The following is a 23,876-nucleotide window of genomic DNA, read 5'->3' on the forward strand; positions in this document are numbered from 1 at the left end:
CGGCCTCAGAAAGGCCGTTAGGCAGGCGTCGGTGGCAGCGGCCGATCCGCACTGCAAATCCCGCGTTCTTTAGGCTCGGGCCACCTGCTTCATACCCTCCAAATGCTCCAGGCAGATCTGCTCAACCGATTTCTGCAGCAGCAACGTCCTTTCTCCCAACCACGCCAGCGCCTCCTCGCTGATGAGAAAGTGCTTGGAATAACGCGCCTTCACATAGGCCTCATTCAGGGTGTTGAACCAGGCGCGATGGCGCTGCTGATCCCTGGGCCAGGCCTCAGCCAACCGACGATCCTTGTCTTCCGCCAAAGCGCGAAGAAAAGTCAACTTGTGCGATGGCGGGCTGTAATTCGTTAACACCAGAAGCAGCGTTGCGTACGCATGCTCAATCGCCTGGTGCAATTGGAAAGCCGCATTGTTCAACTTCCCTTTTGCCAGCGCATATTGAAAAATGTCAGTGAAGTCCTGGGCTCCGGGAAAGCGCTCCGAAAAATGTTCCTCTGCAGAGCGATAGGCAGCGACGGGCGTGAGCGCCTTTGGCTCGGCTAGCGGCTCATCGTCCAGTTCGTAGAGCACAATGCCTTCCCGGCGAATGTCGGTAAAAAAGTATTGCCCCTGCCTGAGCGCCGTGTTCACAAACCGACGGCTATGCACAATGAAGCTGGTCGGCGTCCTGATCGCGCGATCAAGCTCCAACCGGTCCTTCGCCTTATACCAGTAGGCGAAGTCCGATAGCTTGTTGTTGTTGACGATCACCAAGAGGTCAAAATCGCTGCGGTAGCCTTTCATCGTATGCGGCTCGTCGACCCAGTCGCCTCGGGCGTAGGAGCCAAAGAGAATGATCTTGAGGATGCGGCCGCTCTTTTTCCACTCGGCACTGCTCTCGGCAAGCGCGTCCTCAAACTCGGCGTGCAGGACCGCGACGACGCGGCCAAGCTCCTCCTGCTTATGCGCCGGCAAATGATCGATGCTGGTTTTCATGTTGAGTGATTCAGTCCTGATCGACGCAGCCGCGAAGACGTTCGTTATACCAAGCCTGAATGCCCGCGAAAGGCTATAGGCATCGCGACTCTACAGTCTGGTGTCGGCCATTTTCAATGGCTGCCAGCATGGCTCGCGCGCCCCCTGCCCTCGGGCGCTTCCTCCCTCGAGAGCGAACCAACCTAAGTTGGTTCGCTCTGGATATAGGAACATCATCCTAGCTTCTTCAATGGCTGTTGGCCAGATGTGGATCCGGGAGACGGGAAGCATTCACCGCTACTCGGCCGCCGCCGCCGACAGGGCAGCCCGGTGTTGCCTCATCAGGACGAGCAGGATGCCAACAAGTAGCGTCCCGACGATAAACAGGAATGCAGCAGCGGCAATTGCCGGGCTGATATTGTCGCGGATGGTGGAAAACATCTGCCTGGCGAGCGTGCGCTGGTTGGGGCCGGCGACAAACAGCGTCAGCACCACCTCGTCGAGCGAAGTCGCAAAGGCGAGCACTGCGCCGGACAACACACCTGGCAACGCAAGCGGGAGGGTGACTTGCGTCAGCACCTTCAACGGGTGCGCGCCAAGGCTCAATGCGGCGCGTTCGATGCCCCGGTCGATCCCGTCCAGCGATGCGCTGACGCTGATCACGACAAAGGGCACTGCGACAACGGTGTGAGCGCAGATGACCCCGGCGTAGGAACTCGCCAGGCCAATCCTTGCAAACAGAATCTGCAGGCCGACACCAAGCACCACGGCCGGAACCACCATGGGCAGCAAGAAAAGGGTTCTCAAACTCGAGGCCAGGACAACGCGCTCGCGCAAGCCCAGCGCGGCAAGAGCGCCAAGAAATGTAGCAAGCACCGTCGTGCTTGCCCCGATGATCAAGCTGTTCAAAATCGCCATGCGCCAACTGTCCGACTGCGCAAGTTCCTCGAACCATCGGGTCGAAAACGAAGGGATCGGATAGGACAGGAATATGCTTGAGGTAAAGGCGAGCGGCAGGATGGCAATCAGAGGAGCGACCAGGAAGGCCATCATGGCGAGCGCAAAGACTGGTTTGAGGACTTTCAACATGGCTCAGGCTCCGCTGACGGGGGACGCAGACAACCGGTTGTAGACGGCGTAAAGCAGCGTCGTCACGACGAGCAGCACAATGCCGAGGGCCGCCGCCATTCCCCAGTTGGCGGACCCGATGGCGTAAAAGGCGATGACCGAGGAAATCATCTGGTCGCGCGCGCCGCCGATCAGGGCCGGCGTGATGTAGTAGCCAATGGCGGACATGAAGACGAGCAACGCCCCGGAGGCCACTCCTCTCAGCGCTAGCGGCAGCTGGACATGGAGAAAGGCCCGCACCGGGTTGGCTCCGAGCGAGGCTGCGGCCGGCATGAGACTGCCCGGAATGGCAATCAGCACGCTGTAAATCGGCAAGACCATGAAAGGCAAAAGCACATGCGTCATGGCGATGACGACACCCAGCCGATTGAAGATCAGCGGCACGGGCCCAAGGCCGGCAAGTCGCAGCAGATCGTTGATCAGACCCTTGTCCTGAAGCAGGATGTACCAGGCCGCCGTTCGCACGAGCAACGACGTCCATAGCGGCAACAGCACCGCGCCAAGCATTGCTTGCCGGCGCCAGCCAGCCGACGAGGCGGCGATCATGGCAAAAGGCAGGCCGAGCACGACGCAGGCGCCAGTCACCATCCCGGCAATTGCAAAGGTGCGTATCAGTATCGCGCGGTTGGCAGACTCTGTGCCCGCCAGATCAGTTATCGCGCCGTTGGCGTCGCGGCCGAGGTCGAGCGCCGCCAAAAGGTTGCGGTCGGTATAGGGCGGGGCAGCAACGGCAATGGCACGCCAGAAAGCGACGTCGCTCCAGCGTTTGTCGATGGCGGCAAGGTCGATTGCTTCGGGCTGGCCGGTCACGGCGAGAACGGTCTTGTTCATCAGTGTGCGAAAGCCTGGCTGGGCGCTGTTGAGACGTCTCACCACATCCCCTAGCGCCTGCGCATCGCTGTTATTCCTTATGTCCGTGACAAGCGCCTCGCCGGCGGCCTCGGGCGGCAAACCCTGCTTGTCCCATTCGCGCAGCACAGCCGCCGTGCGCGGCAAAGTGTTCGACACGGATGCGTCGGAGACCGCCTCGACCAGTATTGTCGCCAAGGGCCAGACAAAAAACGCGCCGATGAAGGCGAGCAGCGGCAGGATGAGGAGGAAGGCAGTGGCCTTGCGGCTCTTGCTGCGCGCACTCATTGTGGCACCACCCAGCAGTCGGACGGCGCAAAGCTCGCGATCGCCGCGGTGTTCGGGGCCCATTCGCCGGCCCCTCGACCAGAACGCACGACGAAGCCATTGGCGGAAGCGTCAAGTTGCACACGCAGATGATCGCCCTGATAGATGCTGTCGACGACAGTGGCCGGCCAGGCATTGGCGCCTTCTACCGTGCCCTCCGCCAACGAAACCCGCTCGGGCCGCACAGATACCAGGACCCGCCGCCCGACAGGCGCGTCGCCGGCAACTTCCAAGGTCTTTCCGTCATCGAGCCGAATAAGGGAGCTCGCCGGCTTAAGCTGCTCGACGATGCCTTCGATCAGGTTGGTTTCACCGATGAATTCCGCAACGAACCGGGTCGCGGGCCGGTCATAGACCTCGCGGGGGGTGCCTATCTGTTCGATGCCGCCGCGATTGAAAACGGCGATCCGGTCGGACATGGTCAGCGCCTCGATCTGGTCGTGCGTGACGAACACTATGGTGAGGCCGAGCCGGTGATGCAGGGCGCGGATATCAAGCTGCATCTGCTGGCGCAACTGCTTGTCGAGCGCGCCCAGCGGTTCGTCCATCAGCACAACCGCGGGCTCAAACACCAGCGCTCGAGCGAGCGCCACACGCTGCTGTTGGCCGCCGGAGAGCTGTCCCGGGCGGCGATCGCGCAAGCTGGTGAGTTGCACCATGTCGAGAGCGCGCAAAACACGCTCCTTGATCTCGGCCTGGCCAAGGTGCCGCATGCGCAGCGGAAAGGCGACATTTTGGGCTACGTTCATATGCGGGAAGAGGGCGTAGTTCTGGAAGACCACGCCCATGTCGCGCCGATGCGGCGGCAAGGCGTCGATACGGCGTTGGCCAAGCCAGATCGAGCCGGAGGTGACCTGCTCGAAGCCAGCCAGCATCATGAGCAGGGTCGTCTTGCCCGAGCCGGATGGCCCGAGCAAGCTGACGAACTCGCCAGCCTCGATGGCAAGCGACAGGTCGCTGACCACCTGCAAGGGACCATAGGATTTTGAAACATTGTCAAAGTGGATGTGCGGACGCGTCACGGTCTTTTCCGATACAGACTATTGCCGTCCCGTGCCTTCGGCACGGGACGGGCCAAAAGGAACTTGTGCGCTCGCCCAGCCCCGATAAGGCTGACCTTGCGCGCCGCGATTACTGCGCAAGCCAGGCGTTGAAGCGCTTGGTGAGCTCCTCGGAATGGTCGATCCAGAAATCGGTGTTGAGCGCGATTGCACCCTGCAGATTGTCGAGCGCGGTTGGCAGTTCAGCCTGGAGCGCAGGCGCGACCTTGCTGGCGGCCTCGTTGTTCGGCAGGCCATAGGCGACATAGTCAGGCAGCTTGACCTGATTCTCCGGCTTGCTGGCGAACGCGATGAAGTCCTCGGCAGCCGTCTTGTTCTCGGCCCCCTTGAGGATAACCCAGCTGTCGACGGCATAGATGCTGCCTGGCCAAACGACCTTGAAGGCGCGGTTCTCGGTCTTGTTGATGCCGGTGATGCGGCCGTTATATGCCGACGCCATCGTCACCTCGCCCGAGGCCAACAGTTGGAGGGGCTGGGCGCCAGACTCCCACCAGACCAGGTTCGGCTTCAGCTCATCGAGCTTCTTGAAAGCGCGGTCGACGCCGTCGGGCGTGGACAAGACGTCATAGACCTTGTCCGCTGAGACGCCATCGGCCAGGAGCGCGAATTCAAGTGTGTACTTCGGGCCCTTGCGCAGGGCGCGCTTGCCGGGAAACTTCTTCACATCCCAGAAATCGGCCCATGACTTCGGTCCATCCGCGAGCTTGGCGCTGTCATAGGCAATCGCGGTCGACCACACGATGGCGCCAACGCCGCAAGGGCTAACGGCGGAGGCGAGGAACTTGTCCTTGCCGCCGAGCTTGTCCCAATCGACCTTTTCGAACAGGCCGTCGGCGCATCCGAGCGCCAGCTCCTCGGCCTCTACCTGGACCGCGTCCCAGTTCGGCGCGCCCGCCTTGACCTTGGCCTGCAGAACGCCGATGCCGCCATCCCAGGTTTCGTCAAGGACCGGCTTGCCCAGTACCTTGGAGTAGGGTTCGAAATAGATCTTGCGTTGGGCATCCTGATAGGTGCCGCCCCACGAAACCACGGTCAGGTCGCGCGCGGCGGCGATGCCGGTTGTAAGGGCCAGAGCCATAGCGGCGATGGTCGCAGTCAGTCGTGCTCGTGAATGTGTCATGATTTTCCTCTCTAGATGTTGGATTGAAGTCGCGACTTTCATTGTTGTTATGGTTGGAAGCGGCCGGCTCAGGCCGCTTCGGGTATTTGGTGCAAGGACCGATCGAGAGCCTGGCGGAATCGCGCAAGAACCGTGTCAATCTCAGCCTCTGTAATGATGAGCGGGGGGCAAAAAGCGATGGCGTCGCCCATATTGCGGCTGATCACGCCGGCAGCTTGCAGTTCCGCATTGACGAGCCCGCCAAGCTGGCCTGGCGCGGGCAATGCCCTTCGCGAGAGCTTGTCTGTAAGGAGCTCGACGGCTGCGATGAGCCCAACGCCGCGCACCTCGCCGACAAGGGGATGCTCACGCAGGCCGTTGAGGCCAGCAAGCAGGCGCTCGCCCATCGCGGCAGCGTGGGAAACAAGGCCTCGCTCCTCGATCACGGCGATCGATTCGAGCGCGACGGCGGCCGCGACAGGATGGCCGCCGCCAGTGAAGCCGTGGCCAAAGGTGCCGATGCGGTCGCTCTCCTCGATCACCGGCTCCAGCACTTTGTCGTTTGCCAAAAGGGCTGAGATTGGCAGGTAGGATGAGGACAAAGCCTTCGACAGCACGATCATGTCGGGCTCGATCCCATAGGTCTGGCAACCAAACATGTTGCCCGTGCGCCCAAAGCCGGTGATCACCTCGTCAGCGACCAACAGCACGTCGTATTTGCGCAGCACCTGCTGGATCTTTTCCCAATAGGTCCTTGGCGGCACGATAACCCCGCCAGCGCCCATGACAGGTTCACCAAAGAAGGCGGCGACCGTGTCTGGCCCTTCGGCCAGGATCAGGTCCTCAAGCTCTTTCGCGCGACGATCGGCAAATGCCTCTTCGCTCTCTCCGGGCAAGGCCTCGCGCCAGTAGTGAGGGCTGCCGGTGCGCAGGACGTTGGCAATCGGCAGATCGAAAGAGCGGTGGTTGTTGGCAAGTCCGGTGAGGCTGGCCGAGGCTATGGTGACGCCATGGTAGGCTCGGTCACGGGCGATGATCTTCTTCTTTTGCGGCTGGCCAAGCGCATTGGCGCGATACCAGATGATCTTCATCGCGGTATCGTTGGCCTCGGACCCGGAATTGGTGAAGAACGCCTTGCTCATCGGCGCCGGCGCCATGGTGACAAGCTTTTCGGCGAGGTCGATCAGCGGCCCGTGCGATTTGTGCGAAAAGGTATGATAGAAAGGCAGCTTCTCCATCTGTCTTGTCGCCGCCTGGACAAGCCGCTTCTCGCTGAAGCCGACCGCCACGCTCCACAGGCCCGCCATCGCCTCGATATAGCGGTTGCCGGCATTATCGATGACCTCGACGCCCTCGCCGCGTTCAATCACCATCGGGCCCGCGGACAGGTGCTTTTTGGCGTTTGTGTAGCCGTGGAGGTGGTAGGCGACGTCGCGCGACTCTGGAGAATTCATAAGGGGGTGGGCCATGCTTGGGAGGCCTTTCTTAGATGGAAGCTAGATGTTTGATGCATCAACGCAGCGGGAAATGTTGCTAAGCGAGGGCCTTGCTCTAGGGCTGCGTGTAGGCCGTCTTGACGACGCTGTAGAATTCGCGGGCATAAGCCCCTTGTTCTCGCGGTCCGTACGAGGACCCTTTGCGGCCGCCGAAAGGGACATGGTAATCAACCCCGGCCGTCGGCAGGTTGACCATGACCATGCCGGCCGCTGACCTGTGCTTGAAGTCCGAAGCGAATTTGAGCGACGTCGTGCAGATGCCCGATGAGAGGCCGAACTCGGTGTCATTGGCCACCGCCACGGCCTCCTCGTAGCTTTCGACCCGGATCACACTTGCGACCGGTCCGAAGATTTCCTCACGGTTGATGCGCATTGAATTGTCGGTGCCGGTAAAAAGCGCTGGCGACAGATAATGGCCCGGCTCCTCGCGCTGAAGACGCTCGCCGCCAAAGACGAGGCGGCCCCCCTCCTCCCTGCCCAGCTTGATGTAGGAAAGGTCCTGCTCCAGCTGCGCAGCATTTACGACCGGCCCGATGTGGCTGTCCGGCTTCAGCGCATGACCAACGCGCAGCCGTGCAAGTCCGTCCACCAGGCGCTCGATCAAGCGGTCGTGGATGCCGCTCTCCACGATGATCCGGCTGGAGGCAGTGCAGCGCTGCCCGGTCGAGAAGAATGCGCCATTGATAATGGCGTTCGCCGCCACCTCAAGATCGGCGTCGGCAAGCACAATCAGCGGATTTTTGCCGCCGAGCTCGAGCTGCACTTTCTTGCCCATTTCGAAGCAGGCAACGCCGATGCGCCTTCCGGTCGGCACCGAGCCGGTGAAGCTGATGCCGCGGACCTTGGGCGACTCGACCATGGCCTGGCCAACTTTGGATCCCGGTCCGATCACCAGGTTGAAGACGCCTTCCGGCAGCCCTGCCCGCGACAGGATCTCCGCCAGCGCCCAGCCCGAGCCCGGAACGAGTTCGGCCGGCTTGAACACGACGGTGTTGCCATAGGCAAGCGCCGGCGCGATCTTCCAGGCTGGGATTGCGAGCGGAAAGTTCCAGGGCGTGATGATGCCGATCACACCTTCGGGTTCGCGCAGCACCTCGACTTCAACACCTGGCCGCACCGAGGTGATCCGCTCGCCATTCAGCCGCAGCGCTTCGCCAGCGAAAAATTTGAAAACGCGCCCGGCACGCGCTGCCTCGGCAACGCCCTCGGAAAGGATCTTGCCTTCTTCGCGCGAGAGAAGCGCGCCGAGCTCGTCGCGACGGGCAAGGATCTCCGTCCCCACTCGGTCAAGGATATCGGCGCGCACTTCCGGGCTGACCCGTGCCCAGGCCGGAAAGGCGGTGTGGGCGGCCTCGATGGCGCTTTCGACGGCTGCGCGATCGGCGCTTGCATAATGGCCCACGATGTCGCGCGTGTCGCTGGGGTTGATGTTTTCGACAACGGCGTCGGTTTGGCTCCAGTTGCCGGCGATGAAGTTCTGGTGGACGGTCAAGGCGATCTCCTCAATGCACGGTTTGGGTCGTGCCGGCGCCGGACAGAAGGCGCTCGGCAATCATGGTCCCGATCGGGATGGCGGATGTGGCGGCAGGCGACGGCGCGTTGCAGACATGCAGCATCCGTTCGGTTGCCACGAACAGGAAGTCGTGCACGAGCGTGCCATCCTTCAGCACTGCCTGGGCCCGGATTCCGGCGGCTGGCGCGGCAAGATCGGCAAGCGCCAGCTGGGGGCAGTATTTGCGGCATTCCTCAAGATAGCCGCCCTTCGACAGCGAGCTTTTTAGCTCGCGCAGGCCTGAGCGCCAGTTTGCCGCAAGCACCCGCCAGAAGCCTGGAAAGCTCGTCATATCGGCGATATCGGCCATATCGAAGCTGGCCTTGGCGTAGCCCTCGCGCGCAAGACCCAGAACCGCGTTCGGTCCGACCGTGATGCTCCCGTCGATCATGCGCGTCAGGTGAATGCCCAGGAACGGCAAGTCGGGATCGGGGACCGGATAGATGAGGTGGCGCACAAGGGCCGCGCGCGAAGGTGGCAGCACGTAGTATTCGCCGCGGAACGGCACGATGCGATGGGTAATCTCCAGACCAGCAAGCCGCGCCAATCGATCTGATTGCAGGCCGGCGCAGGCAACCAGGCGCTGCGCGTTGACCGTTTCGCCACCGGCTACAACGGCGATGCGAGTGTCGTCCTCGTGGATTGCGGTGACGGTTGCTCCGCGCCGGATTTCTACGCCAGCCGCGGACAAGTCCTGCGCCATGGCAATGCAGACGCTGCGGTAGTCGACAATTCCGGTCGACGGCACCAGGAGCGCTTCCATCCCCGATATTGCCGGCTCGGCCGCGCGCAATTGGTCGCGGGTCAGGTGGTGACTGCTGATGCCGTTCTGGCGGGCACGCTGTTGAAGCCCGTCCATGCGCTCAAGTTCGACGTCATTGGTGGCCACGAGCAGCTTGCCGCATGTGTCGAAGCCGATGTTGTGAGCGCGACAGAAGGCCTTGGTTGCCTCTGCCCCCTCACGGCACAGTCGTGACTTGAGAGAGTCTGGCTGATAATAGATACCGGAATGGATCACGCCACTGTTGTGACCCGTCTGATGGACTGCGAGTTCCCCCTCCTTTTCAAGAAGAACGATGCGAGCCCCAGGGTCGCGTTTCGACAGGGCCATGGCGGTTGCCAGGCCGACAATGCCGCCGCCGATGACGCAATATTCGAAGCTCGATGGTTGAGCGACACGGCTCCCACTCATACGTGCTGGCCGCCATTGATGTGCATTTCGGCGCCGTTGATATAGGACGAGGCGTCGGAACACAGAAAGTGAATGGTTTCGGCGACCTCGCGCGGGTCGCCAAGACGCCCCATAGGCACTTCAGCTGCAACAAGCTCATCCGTGCCAGGCGACAGGATCGAAGTCTCAATCTCGCCTGGGGCAATGGCATTTGCCCGTACGCCGCGTCCTCCAAATTCATGCGCCATCTCGCGCGTCAGCGCGGAAAGCCCGGCCTTCGAGGCTGCGTAGGCGACACCGGCAAACGGATGCACACGCGAGCCGGCGATCGACGTGACATTGACGATCGAGCCCTTGGCCGCCTCAAGTTCCGGCAACAGGGCGCGGGCAAGGAGTGCGGTCGAAACAAGGTTGACGTTGAGGACTTGCGCCCAAGTCCGGGCGTCGGTTGTGGCCACGCCCAGCCGGCTCTTGCCCGCCCCTTTCGGCGAGATGCCAGCATTGTTGACCAGCGCGTGCAGCATGCCGTGCGGCAAGCGTTTGCGGACTTCGGCCGCGATCTCGTCAATGCGCGACACGTCGGCCAGATCGGCCTGAATATGGCTCTCTCGCGCCGCCGGCCAAGCGCATTCCTCCGAGAAAGGCTGTCGCGAGACGGTGAGGATACGCCAGCCCCGCTCCTGGAACAATTTGACGGTGGCATGGCCGATGCCGCGGCTGGCACCGGTGAGCAGCATGATTGAAGGGTGACCGGTCATATAGGCAACTCACTTGGATGTTTGATGTATGATGCATCATAAATCGGAAAGCAGAAGGGCGCAAGTGGGTGATACCATCGTCGATCAAAAAAGTGGGAGCTATCAGTCCGGAGCGCGGACGTGCTCGATAATGGCGCGCCCGCCAAGCGTGATATCGTTCATGATTGCCGCGGCTGCTGCCTGACTGTCATGCCGTTTGAGGGCATCAACGACCGGGTAGTGGTAGTCGATCATCGAGCGGCCGCCCGATTCATAGGAATCGGCGATCAAGGGTCCCATCTGCAGCCACAGGCGCCGCAAGATGCCGTTCAGCACCGGTAGGTTCGCGATCATGGGCAGTTGGAAATGAAAGGCTTGATTGAGCGCCGTTCCCTGCAGCCGGTCTCCTTCGGAGATCGCCTTCTCATTGTCCTGCAAAACTTTTTCCAGAACTTCGATATCCCGCTTCGAGGCAAGCTGGGCCGCGGTCTCAGCTGCCAGCGCCTCCAGCCTGAGCCGGATCGAACGGATCTCGAGATAGCGCTCCTGGGTTAAAGCGGGAATGCGGATGTCGCGCGGCGACTGGAACACGATGGCGTCGTCATGCGCCAGGCGCAGGATCGCGTCGCGCACAGGTGTGACGCTGGTGCCGAGCATTTCGGCCAGTTCGCGAATTTTCAGCCGGTCACCGGGTTGAAACTGTCCTTTGATCAGCGCGTCGCACAGCGTCGCATAAACCGTACTGCTCAGGTTGTCGTGTTCTAGGATCTTGAGGTTTGACATCGCGCCCTTTCAATCGGTTCAGTCAGAATCGCACAACGGCGATGATGCATCAAGGGACACGAAACACTCATGACGGTATTGGCAGTTGGGCCAGCGCTGCGGCCTTCTGTCGGGCTATACTGCCTGTAAATTGCAGGGCGGGCGCAAATCGTCCCCGGAGAGCACTCCGTTCAGCCTCCGAGTGCCGGGTCCGAGATCGAACACTCAAAGCACGATATCTATCCATGCGCGGGCGATGGCCGGTTACCGACCGGACAATTGAAGCGTGCGTTTAGAAAGACCCGCGGCCCTGACCGCAGACTGGTGAACGCAGATGGGCGGCGGAGCCTGTCAGCCGCACTGCGTTAGACTTCCAGGCAGAGGAGCAATGCTCCGGCCGGACGGCGACTGTGATCGGGTCGAATCGAGCCTGTATCCCTAAACCAGGGATTCCGTATCGCCATTTGCCACCGCCGAGGCAGGAATACATAGGCGGCAGTAAGGCTCGCATACCGATGCGCAACAGCGTCGACCGGCATTCAGCCTCGACCGTCACCGTCAGCAGGCGTCCATCCGGGGCAACAGCGGTCTTCCGCAATTTCCGGCATTGCCGGGGCGTGAGCGGTGATGCCGGAAAGGGTCGTCGAGATCGCGTCCGTCTGGCTAGCTGGCCGGCGCGGCAAGGACCCGTAGGTCGTGCTCCATTGCAGCAGTGTCGTCGTTGTTAGGCGCTAGCAACCGGATGTCACCTGACTGATCGAAGATGAAAAGGGTCGTCGTGTGCATCACCTCAAAGTCCTGGCCGTTGTTCAGGGGTTTGACCGAGTAGGCGACGCGATAGCGCCGAGCGAGGCTGGCCAACTGGTTCGGCGTACCTCGTAACCCAATCACTTGAGGTGAGAAGTAGCCTGCATACTGCTTCAACACCTCTGCCGTATCACGGTCCGGATCGACAGTGACAAACAGCACAACGACGTTCTGAGCACGGTCGCCCAGATCGTGTAGCACCTTGCTGAGGTTGAAAAGCGTCGTTGGGCAGATCTCGGGGCAGGAGGTATAACCGAACTCCAACACGACCACCTTCCCTCGAAACGCGTCGGCGGTGACGGGCTTGCCGTCTGTTGCGCTGGTCATGTTGAAAGCAAGCGGTGGAAGCCTGCCTTCCATATCGACAAGGTGCCATGGGTCTGCCTGGCGACACCCGGACACCACAGCGACAAGTATCAGCAGAGTGGCCACACTGCTGGCCGCGAATTTATGAATATGTTTAGGCAAGTGCCGGCGTCCTCCCGGTTGAGCAATAGGCGTTTTTCTCATCATTGAGCCGCATGAAGTTCAGCACGAGGACGGCGCCGACCACGCTCATCATCGCGCCAGGTATCCACAGGATCAGGCCAGCGAGTTGCTGATCTTGAAGCCCCGTCATCGGCAGGATGCGACCGCAGATTGCATAGACCTCGAAGAAGTCCTTGGTGGCGAATGCAACGACCGCGCCGATCAGGATTTGCGGAGGCATGATTGCAAAGCACAGCAATGCTCGCGAGCCGTAGGTCAGCCTGGCAAGGGGCTTTGGCCGCGGATCGAGGATCAACGCCCAAAACAACAGGCCGTCAATGGTCACGCTCCAGTTCATCACTGTGTAAAGGCGCGGATCAAGCATAGCGTAGAAGTGGACGGGGGGCGCCGGCCACAAATAGATAAGCCCCACGAACAGAAATGTTGCGATAGCCGGCTGCTGAATAAGGCCAAGCGGCCGCGTGATCCACACTGCGTTCAAGCGCTTCTTCAAGCCTGGCGGCATTCCACGCGCGATCGTGGCGGCAGGATCACCCAGTGCGACCAGAAAAGGCCCGCTGTGGTGGAGGACGAGATGCTGCAGCCGATGGATGAAGAACATATGCTGGGCGGCGTAATCCGCGTAGGTCTGCATCGAACCATAGATCAGTCCAACACCCAGAAAGAATGCCAGGCGACGCCAGCGGCTGGGCCGGTGGTCTGCTCCAGTGATTGCGAAGCCGCGAGCGTACCAGACGACGGCGAACGCGGTTGCGAGAAACACCCCCCACGAGAACTCGTAGGGCATCCAGAACGGTAACGACGCAGGCACCATGCGGACAAGCAGCATCTCCGCGGTGCCAATCAGGAAAATCGCTGCGGCGAGCAAGGCGTGATTGCGCCGTGCAAGCCAAGTCGCTGCCCTGGTAAAGGAGCCGCTCACGGGATCACAATGTGCAAATAATGCAGGACGAAGGGCACCGAAAGCGCAAGCAAGAGAACCAACAGCGCCACGAATGCCATCAGCGTTGCCTGCCCCTTCATCCGGCGTCTGACCGCGGCATTGTCGGTCCACAGCAGCGTCTCACCTGCCTCCGGCGCAGCCGGTCCCGATCCCTGCGACGTCGTGGCATCATCTGTTTTATGCCCGCTCATAGGGTCGTGACCGCTACCGAGCTGCCGACGAAATGCACAACTGAGGCAATTGCCTTGCAAATGCTATTGAGCGCGGCCGAGAAGGCAAGCAAGCTGACGACCATTGTTAGGGACCCGCCTTTCTCGCAAGCTTTTCCATTGACGGTTCCTTCCCTAATCGGCCGCCCACCGAGCGACGGCCGGCCTTCGAGCACTTCTGTGCGGTGAGTTCGGTTTGCCAATGGGAAGCGCAAACAACCAGTCGCCCGGTCCTGTGTCCCCATCGCCAGCATGGCGTGCTCCCAGGTTTTCGTCCCTTGGCCAGTCACGCTCTATCCGTCGTCCTATAGCCGCCTAGGGTAGCGATGGCTGGAGAGCAGCGTGAGTGGCAGGAACGACAATCACCGCTTGATTGCTGCCAACACACAAGTCTGCTAGATTCGTCGGTGGAAAAGGTGATGTCGATGCACAAGGTTGCCGTGCTGGCGCTTCCGGAGTTCACGCCGCTGGATTTCGGCATCGCTTGCGATGCGTTCAGGCTCGTGACCGCCGCGAGTGGCGTCCAAGCCTATGAGGTCCAGGTCTGCGGTTGCTCTCGCACGGTTCGCACGCGCGGTTTGGAGATCCGCGTCCCGCACGGGCTTGATGTGTTTGCAGACGCCAACACGATCGTCGTCCCGGGCATGGACAATCCCACCGCCCCGATCTCGAAAGCGCTGCGTGCGGCGCTGCGCACAGCCTCGGCACGTGGAGCCACGATAACGTCGATTTGCACCGGGGCGTTCGTGCTGGCCGCAAGCGGCCTGCTCGATGGCAAGCGGGCAACCACTCATTGGGTGTACGCCGCGCAACTGGGGCAGCTTCATCCCAAGATCAACGTCGAGCCTGATGTCCTGTTCGTCGACGAGGGTAACATCGTCACGTCCGCCGGGATGTCGGCCGGCTTGGACATGTGCCTGCATCTGATCCGGCGCGACCAGGGCCAGGCTGTAGCGGCGCGCGTTGCCCGGCTCGCTGTCGCACCCCTGAGCCGCGATGGCGGCCAGGCTCAGTTCATCCGTCACGACCCACCAAGCTCGCCCTCGAGCCTCAGCCCTCTGCTCGATTGGATGGCCAAGAATCTGGATGGAGGACATACCGTTCAAACGATGGCCAAACGAGCCGGAATGAGCCCGCGGACCTTCGCGCGTCGCTTTCGCGAGCAAACCGGCACGACACCGCTTCAATGGCTTGTCGCAGCGCGCGTCAAGCGCGCCCAGGAAGTGCTGGAGGAAAGCGAGGCTTCCCTCGACCAGGCTGCCTTGCTGGCCGGCTTTGACTCACCTGTGACGTTTCGCGCGCGGTTTCGGCGGGTCGTGGGACTTACACCGAGCGAATATCGTCGCCGATTTACGCTTGCGATCAGAAAATGAAGGAACGGCTTCGCGGCCGGAAGGGTGACGCGCGACCAACGGGTATTGCGACGCGTGGACCTGTGTGGCCAACTGTGACCGCCTGCATGATCGCCGGATTACAAGGTCCCGTGTGACCAGGATGGTTTTCCGCGCCGCCACAGGCTCTCCATAGGAAAAGCTAAATAGATGTTTTGCTGCGCCTCACCAGCGCGATTGCCGCCAAGATCACAAGGGACATCGCCAGCAAAAGCGTGCTGACGGCCGCTATCACCGGCGATATCTGCATGATCGTGTTGTTCCAGATCACGATCGACAGCGTCGCCGTCGACGGATCGGACAAAAACAGCGCAATCAAAAGGTCGTCGAAGGAAAGCAGGAGCGCGAACAGTCCGGCAGAGATGATTGCAGGCGCAATGATCGGCAACGTCACAAGCATGAACGTCTTGAGCGGCGTGGCGCCGAAAATCAACGCAGCCTGTTCCAAGCGCCGGTCAAAGCCCTGCAGGGTCGATGAGATAACGACGACCACGATTGGCATGATGACGAGGGTCTGACCAATGGCTATCGCGCCAATAGTGCCTGTAAGCCCGACGGCACTGAACAGAAAGAACAGCCCGAGACCCACCACGACAGAGGGCAGCAACATTGGCGACAGAAGCAGCGCATAGGCGAGCGGGGCCATGCGGAATTTTCCGCGCACAAGCGCAAAGGCTGCCGGAATGCCCATGCCCAGCGACAGCACCACACAAAGCGCCGCGACCTTTGTGCTGACCCAGAGAGCTCGTGCCCATTGTGGGCGCTCCACCAATTCCGCATACCATTGCAACGACAGGCCCGGCGGCGGAAATGTCATGTAGCGGGCGGCACTGAACGAAATAGGAATGATGACCAGGATCGGCGTCAGCAGAAAGACGACGACCAAGGCCACGAAACCATAAAGCAATGCGCGGCCCATTAAACGATCTCCTGGAGGGGCGTCATCGCTTGCTTTCCAAGGCTTTGCCCAGTCCAAAAAGCCGGGCGTAGGCGAAGAAGACGAGCACCGTGGAAACGAAGAGCAGCGTCGACAGCGCCGCGGCGAAGTTCCAGTTCAGGGACTTGTCGATCTGCTCGTAGATCACCATGGCGATCATCTGGTCCTTGCCCCCGCCGATGAGCGCTGGCGTGATGAAATATCCCACCGCCATGAGGAAGACGAGCAGCGAGCCGCCGAGCACACCAGGCATGCTGAGTGGCAGAAAGACATGCAGGAAGGCCCGGAAATTCGACGCGCCGAACAGGCCAGCGGCGCGCATGAGCGTGGGATCGATGCCCCTGAAAACGCCGCTCAGCGTCAGGATCATGTAGGGGAGCAGCGTGTAGGTCATGCCTATCAGCACGCCGCCCCGGTTGTAGAGCAGCTGGACAGGCGACAACCCAATTTCGGCCAAGGCCTGGTTGAGCAGCCCGTCGGGACTGAGCACCACCATCCAACCATAGGTCCTGACCAGCAGGCTGGTGAAAAACGGCACCAGCGTGCACACGGTCAACAAGAGAGACGTTGCCCGCCCCGCCGTAGCGATCAGGTAGGCCATCGGATAGGAAAGGGCCAGCGTAAGCAGCGTCACGGACGCCGAGATCTCGAAGGTGTTCCACAAGATCCGCAGGTAAAGGGTCTTGCTGAACATGCGCTCATACTGCTCAAGCGTTGGAAAATGATCGGGCGAGCCCAGACCGCGCGCCACCATGTCGACCATGGGATAGACGAAGAACATGGCGACAAACAACAGCATGGGAGCCAGCATCAAGCCATGGCCCGAAACGCTAAGTTTGCTTTTGCTTCTGACCGATGCCACGCGCGGATCCTTCCCGATCAGTCTGCAAGAACCACCAGGTCGCCAGGTGCCCATCCGAGCGCGACCTCGTCGCCCGCTGCCGGCCGGTAGGCGCGGCCGCCATTGGCGACCTTGACCTGCAGGCGAAGCCTGCTGGCTTCTGCGATATAGAATGTGCTGTCACCCATGAAGATTGCCTGCGTGATCTTGGCCGCGAAGGTTTCCAGCCGCGGATCGGAACCCTTGGCCGGCAGCATCTCGATGCGCTCAGGTCTGATGGCGAAGGTGATCGGCTTGCCAACAGCCACGCCGGCGGGATTTTCTGCCGTAAGGAGAAGATCGTCACCAACTCTTACCCGCGACATCGCCGGGGGTCGGTTCTCAATGACTTCGGCTTCGATAAAGTTGGCCGCGCCCAGAAAACCCGCGACAAAACGGCTCTTGGGGGTTTGATAGATGGTCTCAGGTGTATCGACCTGTTCGATACGGCCCTGGTTCATGACGACAATCCGGTCCGACATCGTCAGCGCCTCGTGCTGGTCATGCGTGACGTAGATGACGCTCACCCCAAGCCGGCGCTGGAGATCCTTGATTTCCAGCTGGACCTGCTCACGCAGGTTCTTGTCGAGAGCGCCCAACGGTTCGTCCATCAACAGGATCGAAGGACCAAAGCCGATGGCGCGCGCCAGCGCCACCCGTTGCTGTTGACCGCCCGACAATTGGGTGGGGAGCCTGTCCTCGAAGCCGGTTAACCGAACCGCTGCCAGGGCCTCGGCCACCCCCTGCTCGATCTGTGCTCGCGTGCGCCGTCGCATCTCGAGCGGAAAGGCAACGTTGCGCGCGACAGTGCGGTGCGGGAAAAGCGCATAATTTTGAAAAACCATGCTGAGATTGCGGCGGTGGGCCGGCAGACCGGTGCAGTCAACGCCGTTGATGTAGACCTGCCCAACGGACGGCCGCTCAAAACCCGCAATCATCATCAGCGTCGTGGTCTTGCCGGACCCGCTGGGCCCAAGCAAGGTCAGGAACTCGCCCGTGCGAACCTCGAGATCGATGCCGCTGACGGCTTCAACGGCGCCGTAGGATTTTCTTATTCCCGCAAGTCTGACCGCCGAAGGTGTCAACCTGTCCAGTGTCGGGCCGGTTGACACCATCGCGCCTGTTCCTTGCCTGTTGATGATCGAAAGCATGGTTCGTCCAGAAAGATCGAGGCGAACCCCCCTTCATTGCAGCAGAAATTCGCGCCAGCGCTCGCGGACCATGTCAAGATTGTCGACCCACCATGCGGCGTTGTTGACGAAGCCCAGCTTGGCATGTTCGGGCGCAGTCGAAAGCCCGGCGGCGACGGCAGGCTCAAGGTGCTCGAAGGCACGACGATTTCCGGGCGCCGCCAGGACTTCGCGCGCGATCGCCGCCTGCACAACGGGTGAGCTGCCGTAGTCGAGGGCGGTGTAGGCCAGCTTCGTGTTCGGCGCGCCCTTGATGATGCCCATCGCCCAGATGTTTCGCATCGCCTGGTTCCATTCAATGGCAATTGGAGCACCCTCTGCGATGAGCGGATTTGCCCGGCTCTCCCAGATCGACCCCATCACCGCCACCTTGTCGGACAGAAGCTGGGCGGAAACCGCCCCGCTATCCCACCATTTGACGACATTGCCGCGGATGGCGCCCAACATCTTGAACGCCCGATCGACGTCCAGCGGATAAAGCTTGTCGATACTGACACCGTCGGCCAGCAGCGCCTGTTCGAGGTTCGGATATTCGGCGGCCGCGTCCTGCAACATGCGCCGGCCAGGAAACGCGCTGACGTCCCAGACGTCTTTCCAGCTGCCCGGATGCTTGCCGCCGAATTCGGCACTGTTGTACCCCAGCACGGTCGCGTAGACGGTGTTGACGAGCCAGAACTCGGTAGCCTCGTCCAGGTCGTCCTTGTTGGTGCGCGTGAAGCGCCCATAATCAATGCGTTCCAGAATGCCCTTGCGCGCCATGATGGTGAGTTCGGGAGCCGTCTGTGCCGTGATGTCCAGCGTCACATTGCCGGCCAGCACCATCGCCACGATCTTGGCCGGGTCGATGACCGTCGGCACCACTTCGATGCCGGTATCCTTGAGCAAGGGATCATACCATGCGCGCTTGTAGCCCTCCTCGGCCGAGCCGCCAGAGGTGCGAATATAAACCTGTCCAGCCGTTGCACCGCGCACAATGGCGGGTGCGAAAAGAATGCCCGCGGCTGCGCCACCTGCAATCTTCAGGAAGGTGCGTCTGCCGAGCCTGGTGTTGAACGCCTTGCCATTTTTCATCATGGTTTCCCCTATCTGCGGCGAGCGCCTGCATGCGAAAAATCATCTTCGCCTGACGTGCTTCAACCAGCGCCCCGACGGAACATCGCTGACCGGCACATCGATAACGGTGGCAGAGGTTCTCGGAGAACGCAACACAAAATGTTACGTTTGTCAGAAAAATCTTGCCAAAATTTTCCGCATTGACATACAAGGTGCCTTCGATTTTTACTGTTTACGAAATGCGGAGATATAGATGACCAAATCGGATCGGGCCCTTGATGACATCGAGCGCGGGATTGTACGATTGCTCCAGGAAGATGGCCGCATGTCCAGCATCGAGCTGTCGCGCCGCCTGTCGGTGAGCGAGCCAACCATCCGCAAAAAACTCAATCGGATCCTCGAGGAAGGCCTGGTGACCATCCGGGCGGTCGCCGATCCGGCCTATCTGGGTTACAAAACCGCTGCCTATATCGGCTTCGTGGTCGAGCGCGCGCATCTTGAAGACGTCGCGCGCAAGCTCAGCACATATGACTTTGTGGACAGCGTCACGATTTCGACAGGCGCCAATGACATCACAATCAAGGCCTATTTCGAATCCATCGGTGATGTCTACGCCTTTTTGTTCAATGAGTTGAAGGGGATAGCCAGCATCCGCGACACCGACACCACGCTGGTGTTCCAGGAAATCAAGTACTTTGGACTGAAGGGGGTGGTTGGCATCCAGATCGACGAAAACGGCTCGGTCACTTCGAGCACCGGAGCCGCCCGATGAACACGGCAATGAGGCAGTTTCGCATCGAGAGCGGGTCGGGGCCGCTGATATCCGCCCTACCCTTCTCGGACACTGAATATGAACGCAGATTGGCTGGCTTGCGGCGCCAGATGGCGACCGCCGGCATCGACGTGTTCGTCTCATTCGGCCCCGAGAACATTTTCTACCTGACGGGCCACGACACCCCCGCCTATCAATATACCCAGGCGTGCGTCGTCACGCAGGATACCCGGCCCGTAAACGTGCTTCGATCGATCGATGCGTCCAACACGTTTCAGTATTCCTGGTCGCGCCAAGCCGTTGTTTACCAGGATGATGACGACCCGGTGTTTGCAATCGCTTCGCTGGTGGCGGAGCTCGCCACGCCGGGCGCTCGCGTCGGGCTTGAGTGCGATGCCTTCTTCGTCACGCCACGCCGATATCAAGAGCTGGTGAACCGCCTTGAGGCCGATGGCTTCAAGACGGTGGCGGCCAATCCTGTCGAGAAACTGCGCTTGGTCAAGTCACCAGAGGAAATTGCCACCATCCGCAAGGCGGCCAGCATCACCGAAAAGGCAATGGCTGGTGCGATCGCCGTCGCTGCCGAGGGCCGCTCCGAAGACGACATTGCCGCTGAAACCTGGCGGGTGCTGGTGGGCAATGGCGGCCAGTTCCCGGGCTTGCCTCCTTTTATCTCCAGTGGCACGCGCACCAGCATGGCTCACGCCACTTGGGCCGGGCGGGTCCTGCGCAAAAGCGATCCGCTGGCTTTCGAAATTCCAGGCGTCGTCAATCGCTATGTCGCCCCTTTGTTTCGGTGCGGCACCGTCGGCAGCGCGTCTGAAGATCTCAAGCGGCTCCACGCGGCATGCCTGTCCTCGCTTGAAGTTCTGGTCGACAATACGGCCCCCGGCATGCGGGCTGCGGATTTGCATCGCCTCCATGTCGAAAATTTCGCCAAGCTTGGATTACGCGTCGGCCACCGCAGCGGCTATTCAGTCGGCGTCAACTACGCGCCCGACTGGGGAGAAGGAAACGAGTTCTCGATCATGAGCGGCGAAACGCGGCCATTGTCGGCGGGAATGACGTTTCACTTTGTGCCGGGCATCTTTGTCCCCAACGTGTGTGCGGTCGTCGTATCTGACACCGTGTTGGTGACCGAAACAGGTTGCGAAGTCATCACCCGCTTTCCCCGTGGTCTGTTTGCCGTCTAGGCGACAAACAACACCCTGCGGGGGCGGCTTTCTACCTCTCCAAACACGGGCGGCATGGAACTCCTACCGCTGATTGCCTAACATTGATGCTCAATTGGACAAAGGGTTTGACAGTCCGGAAGGCTTTCGACTACCGTCTTGAAAGACACTGAGCGCCGTAGCTCGAAAGTGTCACTTATCCCAGCTTCACATTGGCAACGACGCCGTCATACCGGACCTGGCTTTGGGTCTGAACGGCGATGCCGCTCGCTGAAGCCAAGCGTCCGTCAAATCAGCATCGGACCGCCGGACAACGGCAAGGGGAATATTTCATGACAACCGCTTATATGCGTAACACGCTTTTTTCTGCTCTCGCCGCGCTGAGCGTTTTGACGGGAGCGCCGGCCAGCAGTGCCGCCGAACCTGTCGAGCTGCCCGCCGCTATCAAGGCATCGGGCGTTCTCGTCCTGGGAACGTCAGCGAGCGTCGGCCTTCCCTGGACATCCACCAAACAGGGGACGACGGACGAATTTGTCGGCGTCGAGCCCGAGCTTGCGGGGGGCCATCGCCCAGCATCTCGGCCTGAAATTGCAGGTTCAGAACCTGGGTTTTGATTCCCTTATTCCAAGCCTTGAGGCTAATCGCATCAACATCATCATGTCTGGTATGCTCGACACCGTGGCACGCCAGAAGCGCGTCGATTTCATCGATCATATCGTTGGCGGTTCGGCGATGCTCCAGCAGGCCAAGGCCGACAGGAACGTCTCGAGCCTGGCCGACATTTGCGGCCTCAAGGCTTCGGCACTTCGAGGCGCTGTCGAGGCGAAGTCGGCGCAGACACAATCCGAAAAATGCGTGGCTGAAAGCAAGCCCGCCGTCGAAGTCCAGGTCTATCCTGACACCCGCTCGCAGCTTGCGGCGCTCGCCAGCGGCCGGACCGATGTCGCGCTTGGTGATCTTCTCTATTTCGGTGATCTCTCACAAACCCAAGCCGACCAATTCAAGCTGGCCGGCGAACCATTCAATTCAGGGCCATGCGCGATCGCGGTGCCAAAGGGATCCAGCCTGGGTCCAGCTATAGTCAATGCGCTCAATGACCTCATCGCCGACGGCACCTATGGAAAAATTCTCAGCAAATACAAGATGATCCAGGCATCCTACGTGTCGCAGGCCGTTCTCAACGGCGTTACGGACACAAAATAATGTCCGAGGCAGCCCATTTGCGGCCGCGCATCGTTCTGACCGACGAGGACCTCTCGTCGGCAGAGTTGCTGCCAAGGCGAAAAATCGGAACCTGGATTGCGGCAGCCTTCGTCATTGTGCTGGCAGCGCAGGTTGCCTATTCGATTGTCACCAATCCAGGCTTCCGGTGGCCCGTCGTCGGCGCCTATGTTTTCGCACCGCAGGTGCTGGCCGGGCTCCTTACCACGGTTCTTTTGACGGCGGGATCGATGACAATAGCGCTCCTTGCCGGAACGGTGTTGGCCCTGTCATCGGCAAGCAGCAATCGCGTCCTTGCGGCGGTTGCTGACTTCTACATCTGGATCTTTCGGGCGCTGCCTTTGCTCGTTCAAATCATCTTTTGGTATAATCTCGCAGCGCTCTACCCAAGCCTCAAGTTGGGGCTGCCATTTCTTGGCACGCTTGCCGAATTCGACACCAACAGCCTCATCACCACGGTCAGTGCCGCCGTCATCGCGCTTTCCATGAACGAGAGCGCCTACATGGCGGAGATCGTGCGTTCCGGGCTGAATTCCGTTGATGTCGGGCAACGAGAAGCCGCGCGTGCGCTTGGGATGTCGTCCACGGCGTCGTTTTTCCGCATCATCCTTCCGCAGGCGATGCGCGTAATCATACCGCCGACCGGGAATGAGACCATCTCGATGTTGAAATACACCTCTTTGGTCTCAGTCATTGCGCTGCCGGAACTGCTCTATTCCACGCAGTTGATCTCATCGCAGAATTTCGAAATCATACCGATGCTTCTGGTCGCCAGCCTCTGGTATTTGGCGCTCACCACAGTTCTCATGTCCATTCAGTCGCGGATCGAGCGTCATTTCTCAAAATCGGCGAGACGGAGATGATGGACGCTGCAGTCACTCCAATTCGGGCGCGTGGCATCAGGAAGTCGTTTGGCGCGCTGGAGGTTCTTAAGGGTGTCGACCTGGACCTGGGGAAAGGTGAGGTCCTGGGTATTCTGGGGCCGTCGGGGTCAGGCAAAAGCACGCTTTTGCGATGTATAAATCATCTCGAACGACCTGATGGCGGCATGGTTGAATTTCATGGCGTTCCAGTTGGCTACAAGAGAGTAGGCAACAAATTCCGTGAGCTTCCCGAGCGCGATATCCAGAAGCAACGCGCCGCAATGGGAATGGTGTTCCAGCGATTCAATCTGTTCCCTCACCTTACCGCGCGGCAAAATGTCATGGCGGCACCGCGCCAGGTTCTGGGGCTGTCTCAACCTGCGGCCTCTGAACGTGCCGAACGCCTGATGAAGCAGGTTGGCCTGGCGGACAAGTTGGAGACGTACCCCAACATGCTGTCGGGCGGTCAGCAACAACGCGTGGCGATCGCGCGCGCCATGGCCATGGAACCCACCGTCCTGCTTTTCGACGAGCCGACGTCAGCACTCGATCCCGAGCTTGTCGGCGAGGTCCTCGACGTCATACGGGCACTCGCGGATTCCCATGCCATGTCGATGGTGGTTGTCACGCATGAGATCGGCTTCGCCCGCAGTGTGGCCGATCGCGTCATGTTCATGGATGACGGCGCTGTCATCGAAGAGGGAGTTCCCGACGATCTTCTCACCAGGCCTTCACATGAGCGCACGCGTGCGTTCCTCAGACGGATTTTGGCGTAGCCCACGGCAACGCTTGCAGAAAAAAGGGTAATAG

24 protein-coding genes are annotated in these 23,876 nt (G+C 60.6%); 7 read left to right on the plus strand and 17 right to left on the minus strand.

From position 1 onward, the window contains the following. Nucleotides 1–69: 69 nt before the first annotated feature. From LB558_RS08225 to LB558_RS08285, 13 genes are all read right to left on the minus strand, one after another. Complete coding sequence (locus LB558_RS08225; RefSeq protein ID WP_224697084.1) at nucleotides 70–978, minus strand: nucleotidyltransferase and HEPN domain-containing protein; 909 nt, start codon at nucleotides 976–978, stop codon at nucleotides 70–72. A 276-nt stretch (nucleotides 979–1,254) separates the two neighbouring features. Then, a complete protein-coding gene (locus LB558_RS08230; protein WP_224697085.1) occupies nucleotides 1,255–2,046 on the minus strand; it encodes an ABC transporter permease in 792 nt (263 codons plus the stop codon). Nucleotides 2,047–2,049: 3 nt separating this feature from the next. Continuing rightward, the gene (locus LB558_RS08235; protein ID WP_224697086.1) at nucleotides 2,050–3,222 is read right to left on the minus strand and encodes an ABC transporter permease; all 1,173 of its coding nucleotides are present in this window, start codon (nucleotides 3,220–3,222) and stop codon (nucleotides 2,050–2,052) included. Continuing rightward, the gene (locus LB558_RS08240) at nucleotides 3,219–4,283 is read right to left on the minus strand and encodes an ABC transporter ATP-binding protein (protein ID WP_224697087.1); all 1,065 of its coding nucleotides are present in this window, start codon (nucleotides 4,281–4,283) and stop codon (nucleotides 3,219–3,221) included. The genes LB558_RS08235 and LB558_RS08240 overlap by 4 nt, the downstream gene beginning before the upstream one ends. Before the next feature lie 109 nt (nucleotides 4,284–4,392). Then, complete coding sequence (locus tag LB558_RS08245) at nucleotides 4,393–5,400, minus strand: ABC transporter substrate-binding protein (protein ID WP_224697217.1); 1,008 nt, start codon at nucleotides 5,398–5,400, stop codon at nucleotides 4,393–4,395. Between the two features lie 110 nt (nucleotides 5,401–5,510). Continuing rightward, nucleotides 5,511–6,890: an aspartate aminotransferase family protein gene (locus LB558_RS08250; protein WP_224697088.1), complete on the minus strand. Its 1,380-nt coding sequence runs from the start codon at nucleotides 6,888–6,890 to the stop codon at nucleotides 5,511–5,513. Between the two features lie 82 nt (nucleotides 6,891–6,972). Then, a complete protein-coding gene (locus LB558_RS08255) occupies nucleotides 6,973–8,409 on the minus strand; it encodes an aldehyde dehydrogenase family protein (RefSeq protein ID WP_224697089.1) in 1,437 nt (478 codons plus the stop codon). Nucleotides 8,410–8,419: 10 nt separating this feature from the next. Further along, nucleotides 8,420–9,661 carry an L-2-hydroxyglutarate oxidase gene (lhgO, locus tag LB558_RS08260; protein WP_224697090.1) on the minus strand — a complete coding sequence of 414 codons (1,242 nt, stop codon included), beginning with the start codon at nucleotides 9,659–9,661 and terminating at the stop codon, nucleotides 8,420–8,422. Next, the gene (locus LB558_RS08265; protein ID WP_224697218.1) at nucleotides 9,658–10,377 is read right to left on the minus strand and encodes an SDR family NAD(P)-dependent oxidoreductase; all 720 of its coding nucleotides are present in this window, start codon (nucleotides 10,375–10,377) and stop codon (nucleotides 9,658–9,660) included. The genes lhgO and LB558_RS08265 overlap by 4 nt, the downstream gene beginning before the upstream one ends. Before the next feature lie 123 nt (nucleotides 10,378–10,500). Then, nucleotides 10,501–11,160: a GntR family transcriptional regulator gene (locus LB558_RS08270; protein ID WP_224697091.1), complete on the minus strand. Its 660-nt coding sequence runs from the start codon at nucleotides 11,158–11,160 to the stop codon at nucleotides 10,501–10,503. A 642-nt stretch (nucleotides 11,161–11,802) separates the two neighbouring features. Continuing rightward, nucleotides 11,803–12,414 (minus strand): SCO family protein, encoded by a 612-nt coding sequence (locus tag LB558_RS08275; RefSeq protein WP_224697092.1) that lies wholly within the window; start codon nucleotides 12,412–12,414, stop codon nucleotides 11,803–11,805. Then, nucleotides 12,407–13,357 carry a cytochrome c oxidase assembly protein gene (locus LB558_RS08280; protein WP_224697093.1) on the minus strand — a complete coding sequence of 317 codons (951 nt, stop codon included), beginning with the start codon at nucleotides 13,355–13,357 and terminating at the stop codon, nucleotides 12,407–12,409. The genes LB558_RS08275 and LB558_RS08280 overlap by 8 nt, the downstream gene beginning before the upstream one ends. After that, nucleotides 13,354–13,569: a hypothetical protein gene (locus LB558_RS08285; RefSeq protein ID WP_224697094.1), complete on the minus strand. Its 216-nt coding sequence runs from the start codon at nucleotides 13,567–13,569 to the stop codon at nucleotides 13,354–13,356. The genes LB558_RS08280 and LB558_RS08285 overlap by 4 nt, the downstream gene beginning before the upstream one ends. A gap of 437 nt (nucleotides 13,570–14,006) precedes the next feature. Between LB558_RS08285 and LB558_RS08290 the strand changes: the two genes are divergently transcribed. Next, on the plus strand, nucleotides 14,007–14,960 hold the full coding sequence (locus LB558_RS08290; RefSeq protein WP_224697095.1) for a GlxA family transcriptional regulator: 954 nt from the start codon (nucleotides 14,007–14,009) through the stop codon (nucleotides 14,958–14,960). 160 nt (nucleotides 14,961–15,120) lie between these two features. Here LB558_RS08290 and LB558_RS08295 read toward each other — a convergent pair whose 3' ends face one another. The 4 genes from LB558_RS08295 to LB558_RS08310 are packed head-to-tail and all read right to left on the minus strand — an operon-like array spanning nucleotide 15,121 to nucleotide 19,059. Then, on the minus strand, nucleotides 15,121–15,897 hold the full coding sequence (locus LB558_RS08295; protein WP_224697096.1) for an ABC transporter permease: 777 nt from the start codon (nucleotides 15,895–15,897) through the stop codon (nucleotides 15,121–15,123). Between the two features lie 22 nt (nucleotides 15,898–15,919). Then, nucleotides 15,920–16,777: an ABC transporter permease gene (locus tag LB558_RS08300; protein ID WP_224697097.1), complete on the minus strand. Its 858-nt coding sequence runs from the start codon at nucleotides 16,775–16,777 to the stop codon at nucleotides 15,920–15,922. A 17-nt stretch (nucleotides 16,778–16,794) separates the two neighbouring features. Beyond that, the gene (locus LB558_RS08305) at nucleotides 16,795–17,946 is read right to left on the minus strand and encodes an ABC transporter ATP-binding protein (protein ID WP_224697098.1); all 1,152 of its coding nucleotides are present in this window, start codon (nucleotides 17,944–17,946) and stop codon (nucleotides 16,795–16,797) included. 33 nt (nucleotides 17,947–17,979) lie between these two features. Next, nucleotides 17,980–19,059, minus strand: a complete 1,080-nt coding sequence (locus LB558_RS08310) for an extracellular solute-binding protein (RefSeq protein WP_318011622.1) — start codon at nucleotides 19,057–19,059, stop codon at nucleotides 17,980–17,982. Between LB558_RS08310 and LB558_RS08315 the strand changes: the two genes are divergently transcribed. The 6 genes from LB558_RS08315 (at nucleotide 18,977) to LB558_RS08340 (ending at nucleotide 23,842) form a co-directional block, all read left to right on the plus strand. After that, entirely contained in the window at nucleotides 18,977–19,291 is a 315-nt protein-coding gene (locus tag LB558_RS08315) for a hypothetical protein (protein ID WP_224697229.1), read from the plus strand. The genes LB558_RS08310 and LB558_RS08315 overlap by 83 nt on opposite strands. Beyond that, nucleotides 19,292–19,810, plus strand: a complete 519-nt coding sequence (locus LB558_RS08320; protein WP_224697100.1) for an Lrp/AsnC family transcriptional regulator — start codon at nucleotides 19,292–19,294, stop codon at nucleotides 19,808–19,810. It begins immediately after the preceding gene. Beyond that, entirely contained in the window at nucleotides 19,807–21,003 is a 1,197-nt protein-coding gene (locus LB558_RS08325; protein WP_224697101.1) for a M24 family metallopeptidase, read from the plus strand. Before LB558_RS08320 ends, LB558_RS08325 begins: the two co-directional genes overlap by 4 nt. A gap of 390 nt (nucleotides 21,004–21,393) precedes the next feature. Then, complete coding sequence (locus LB558_RS08330; RefSeq protein ID WP_224697102.1) at nucleotides 21,394–22,185, plus strand: ABC transporter substrate-binding protein; 792 nt, start codon at nucleotides 21,394–21,396, stop codon at nucleotides 22,183–22,185. 17 nt (nucleotides 22,186–22,202) lie between these two features. Then, complete coding sequence (locus tag LB558_RS08335) at nucleotides 22,203–23,066, plus strand: amino acid ABC transporter permease (RefSeq protein ID WP_224697103.1); 864 nt, start codon at nucleotides 22,203–22,205, stop codon at nucleotides 23,064–23,066. Next, nucleotides 23,063–23,842, plus strand: a complete 780-nt coding sequence (locus LB558_RS08340) for an amino acid ABC transporter ATP-binding protein (RefSeq protein ID WP_318011623.1) — start codon at nucleotides 23,063–23,065, stop codon at nucleotides 23,840–23,842. The genes LB558_RS08335 and LB558_RS08340 overlap by 4 nt, the downstream gene beginning before the upstream one ends. Nucleotides 23,843–23,876: the final 34 nt, after the last annotated feature.

It is taken from the genome of Mesorhizobium sp. CO1-1-8 (genome assembly GCF_020164875.1).
Lineage (GTDB): Bacteria > Pseudomonadota > Alphaproteobacteria > Rhizobiales > Rhizobiaceae > Mesorhizobium.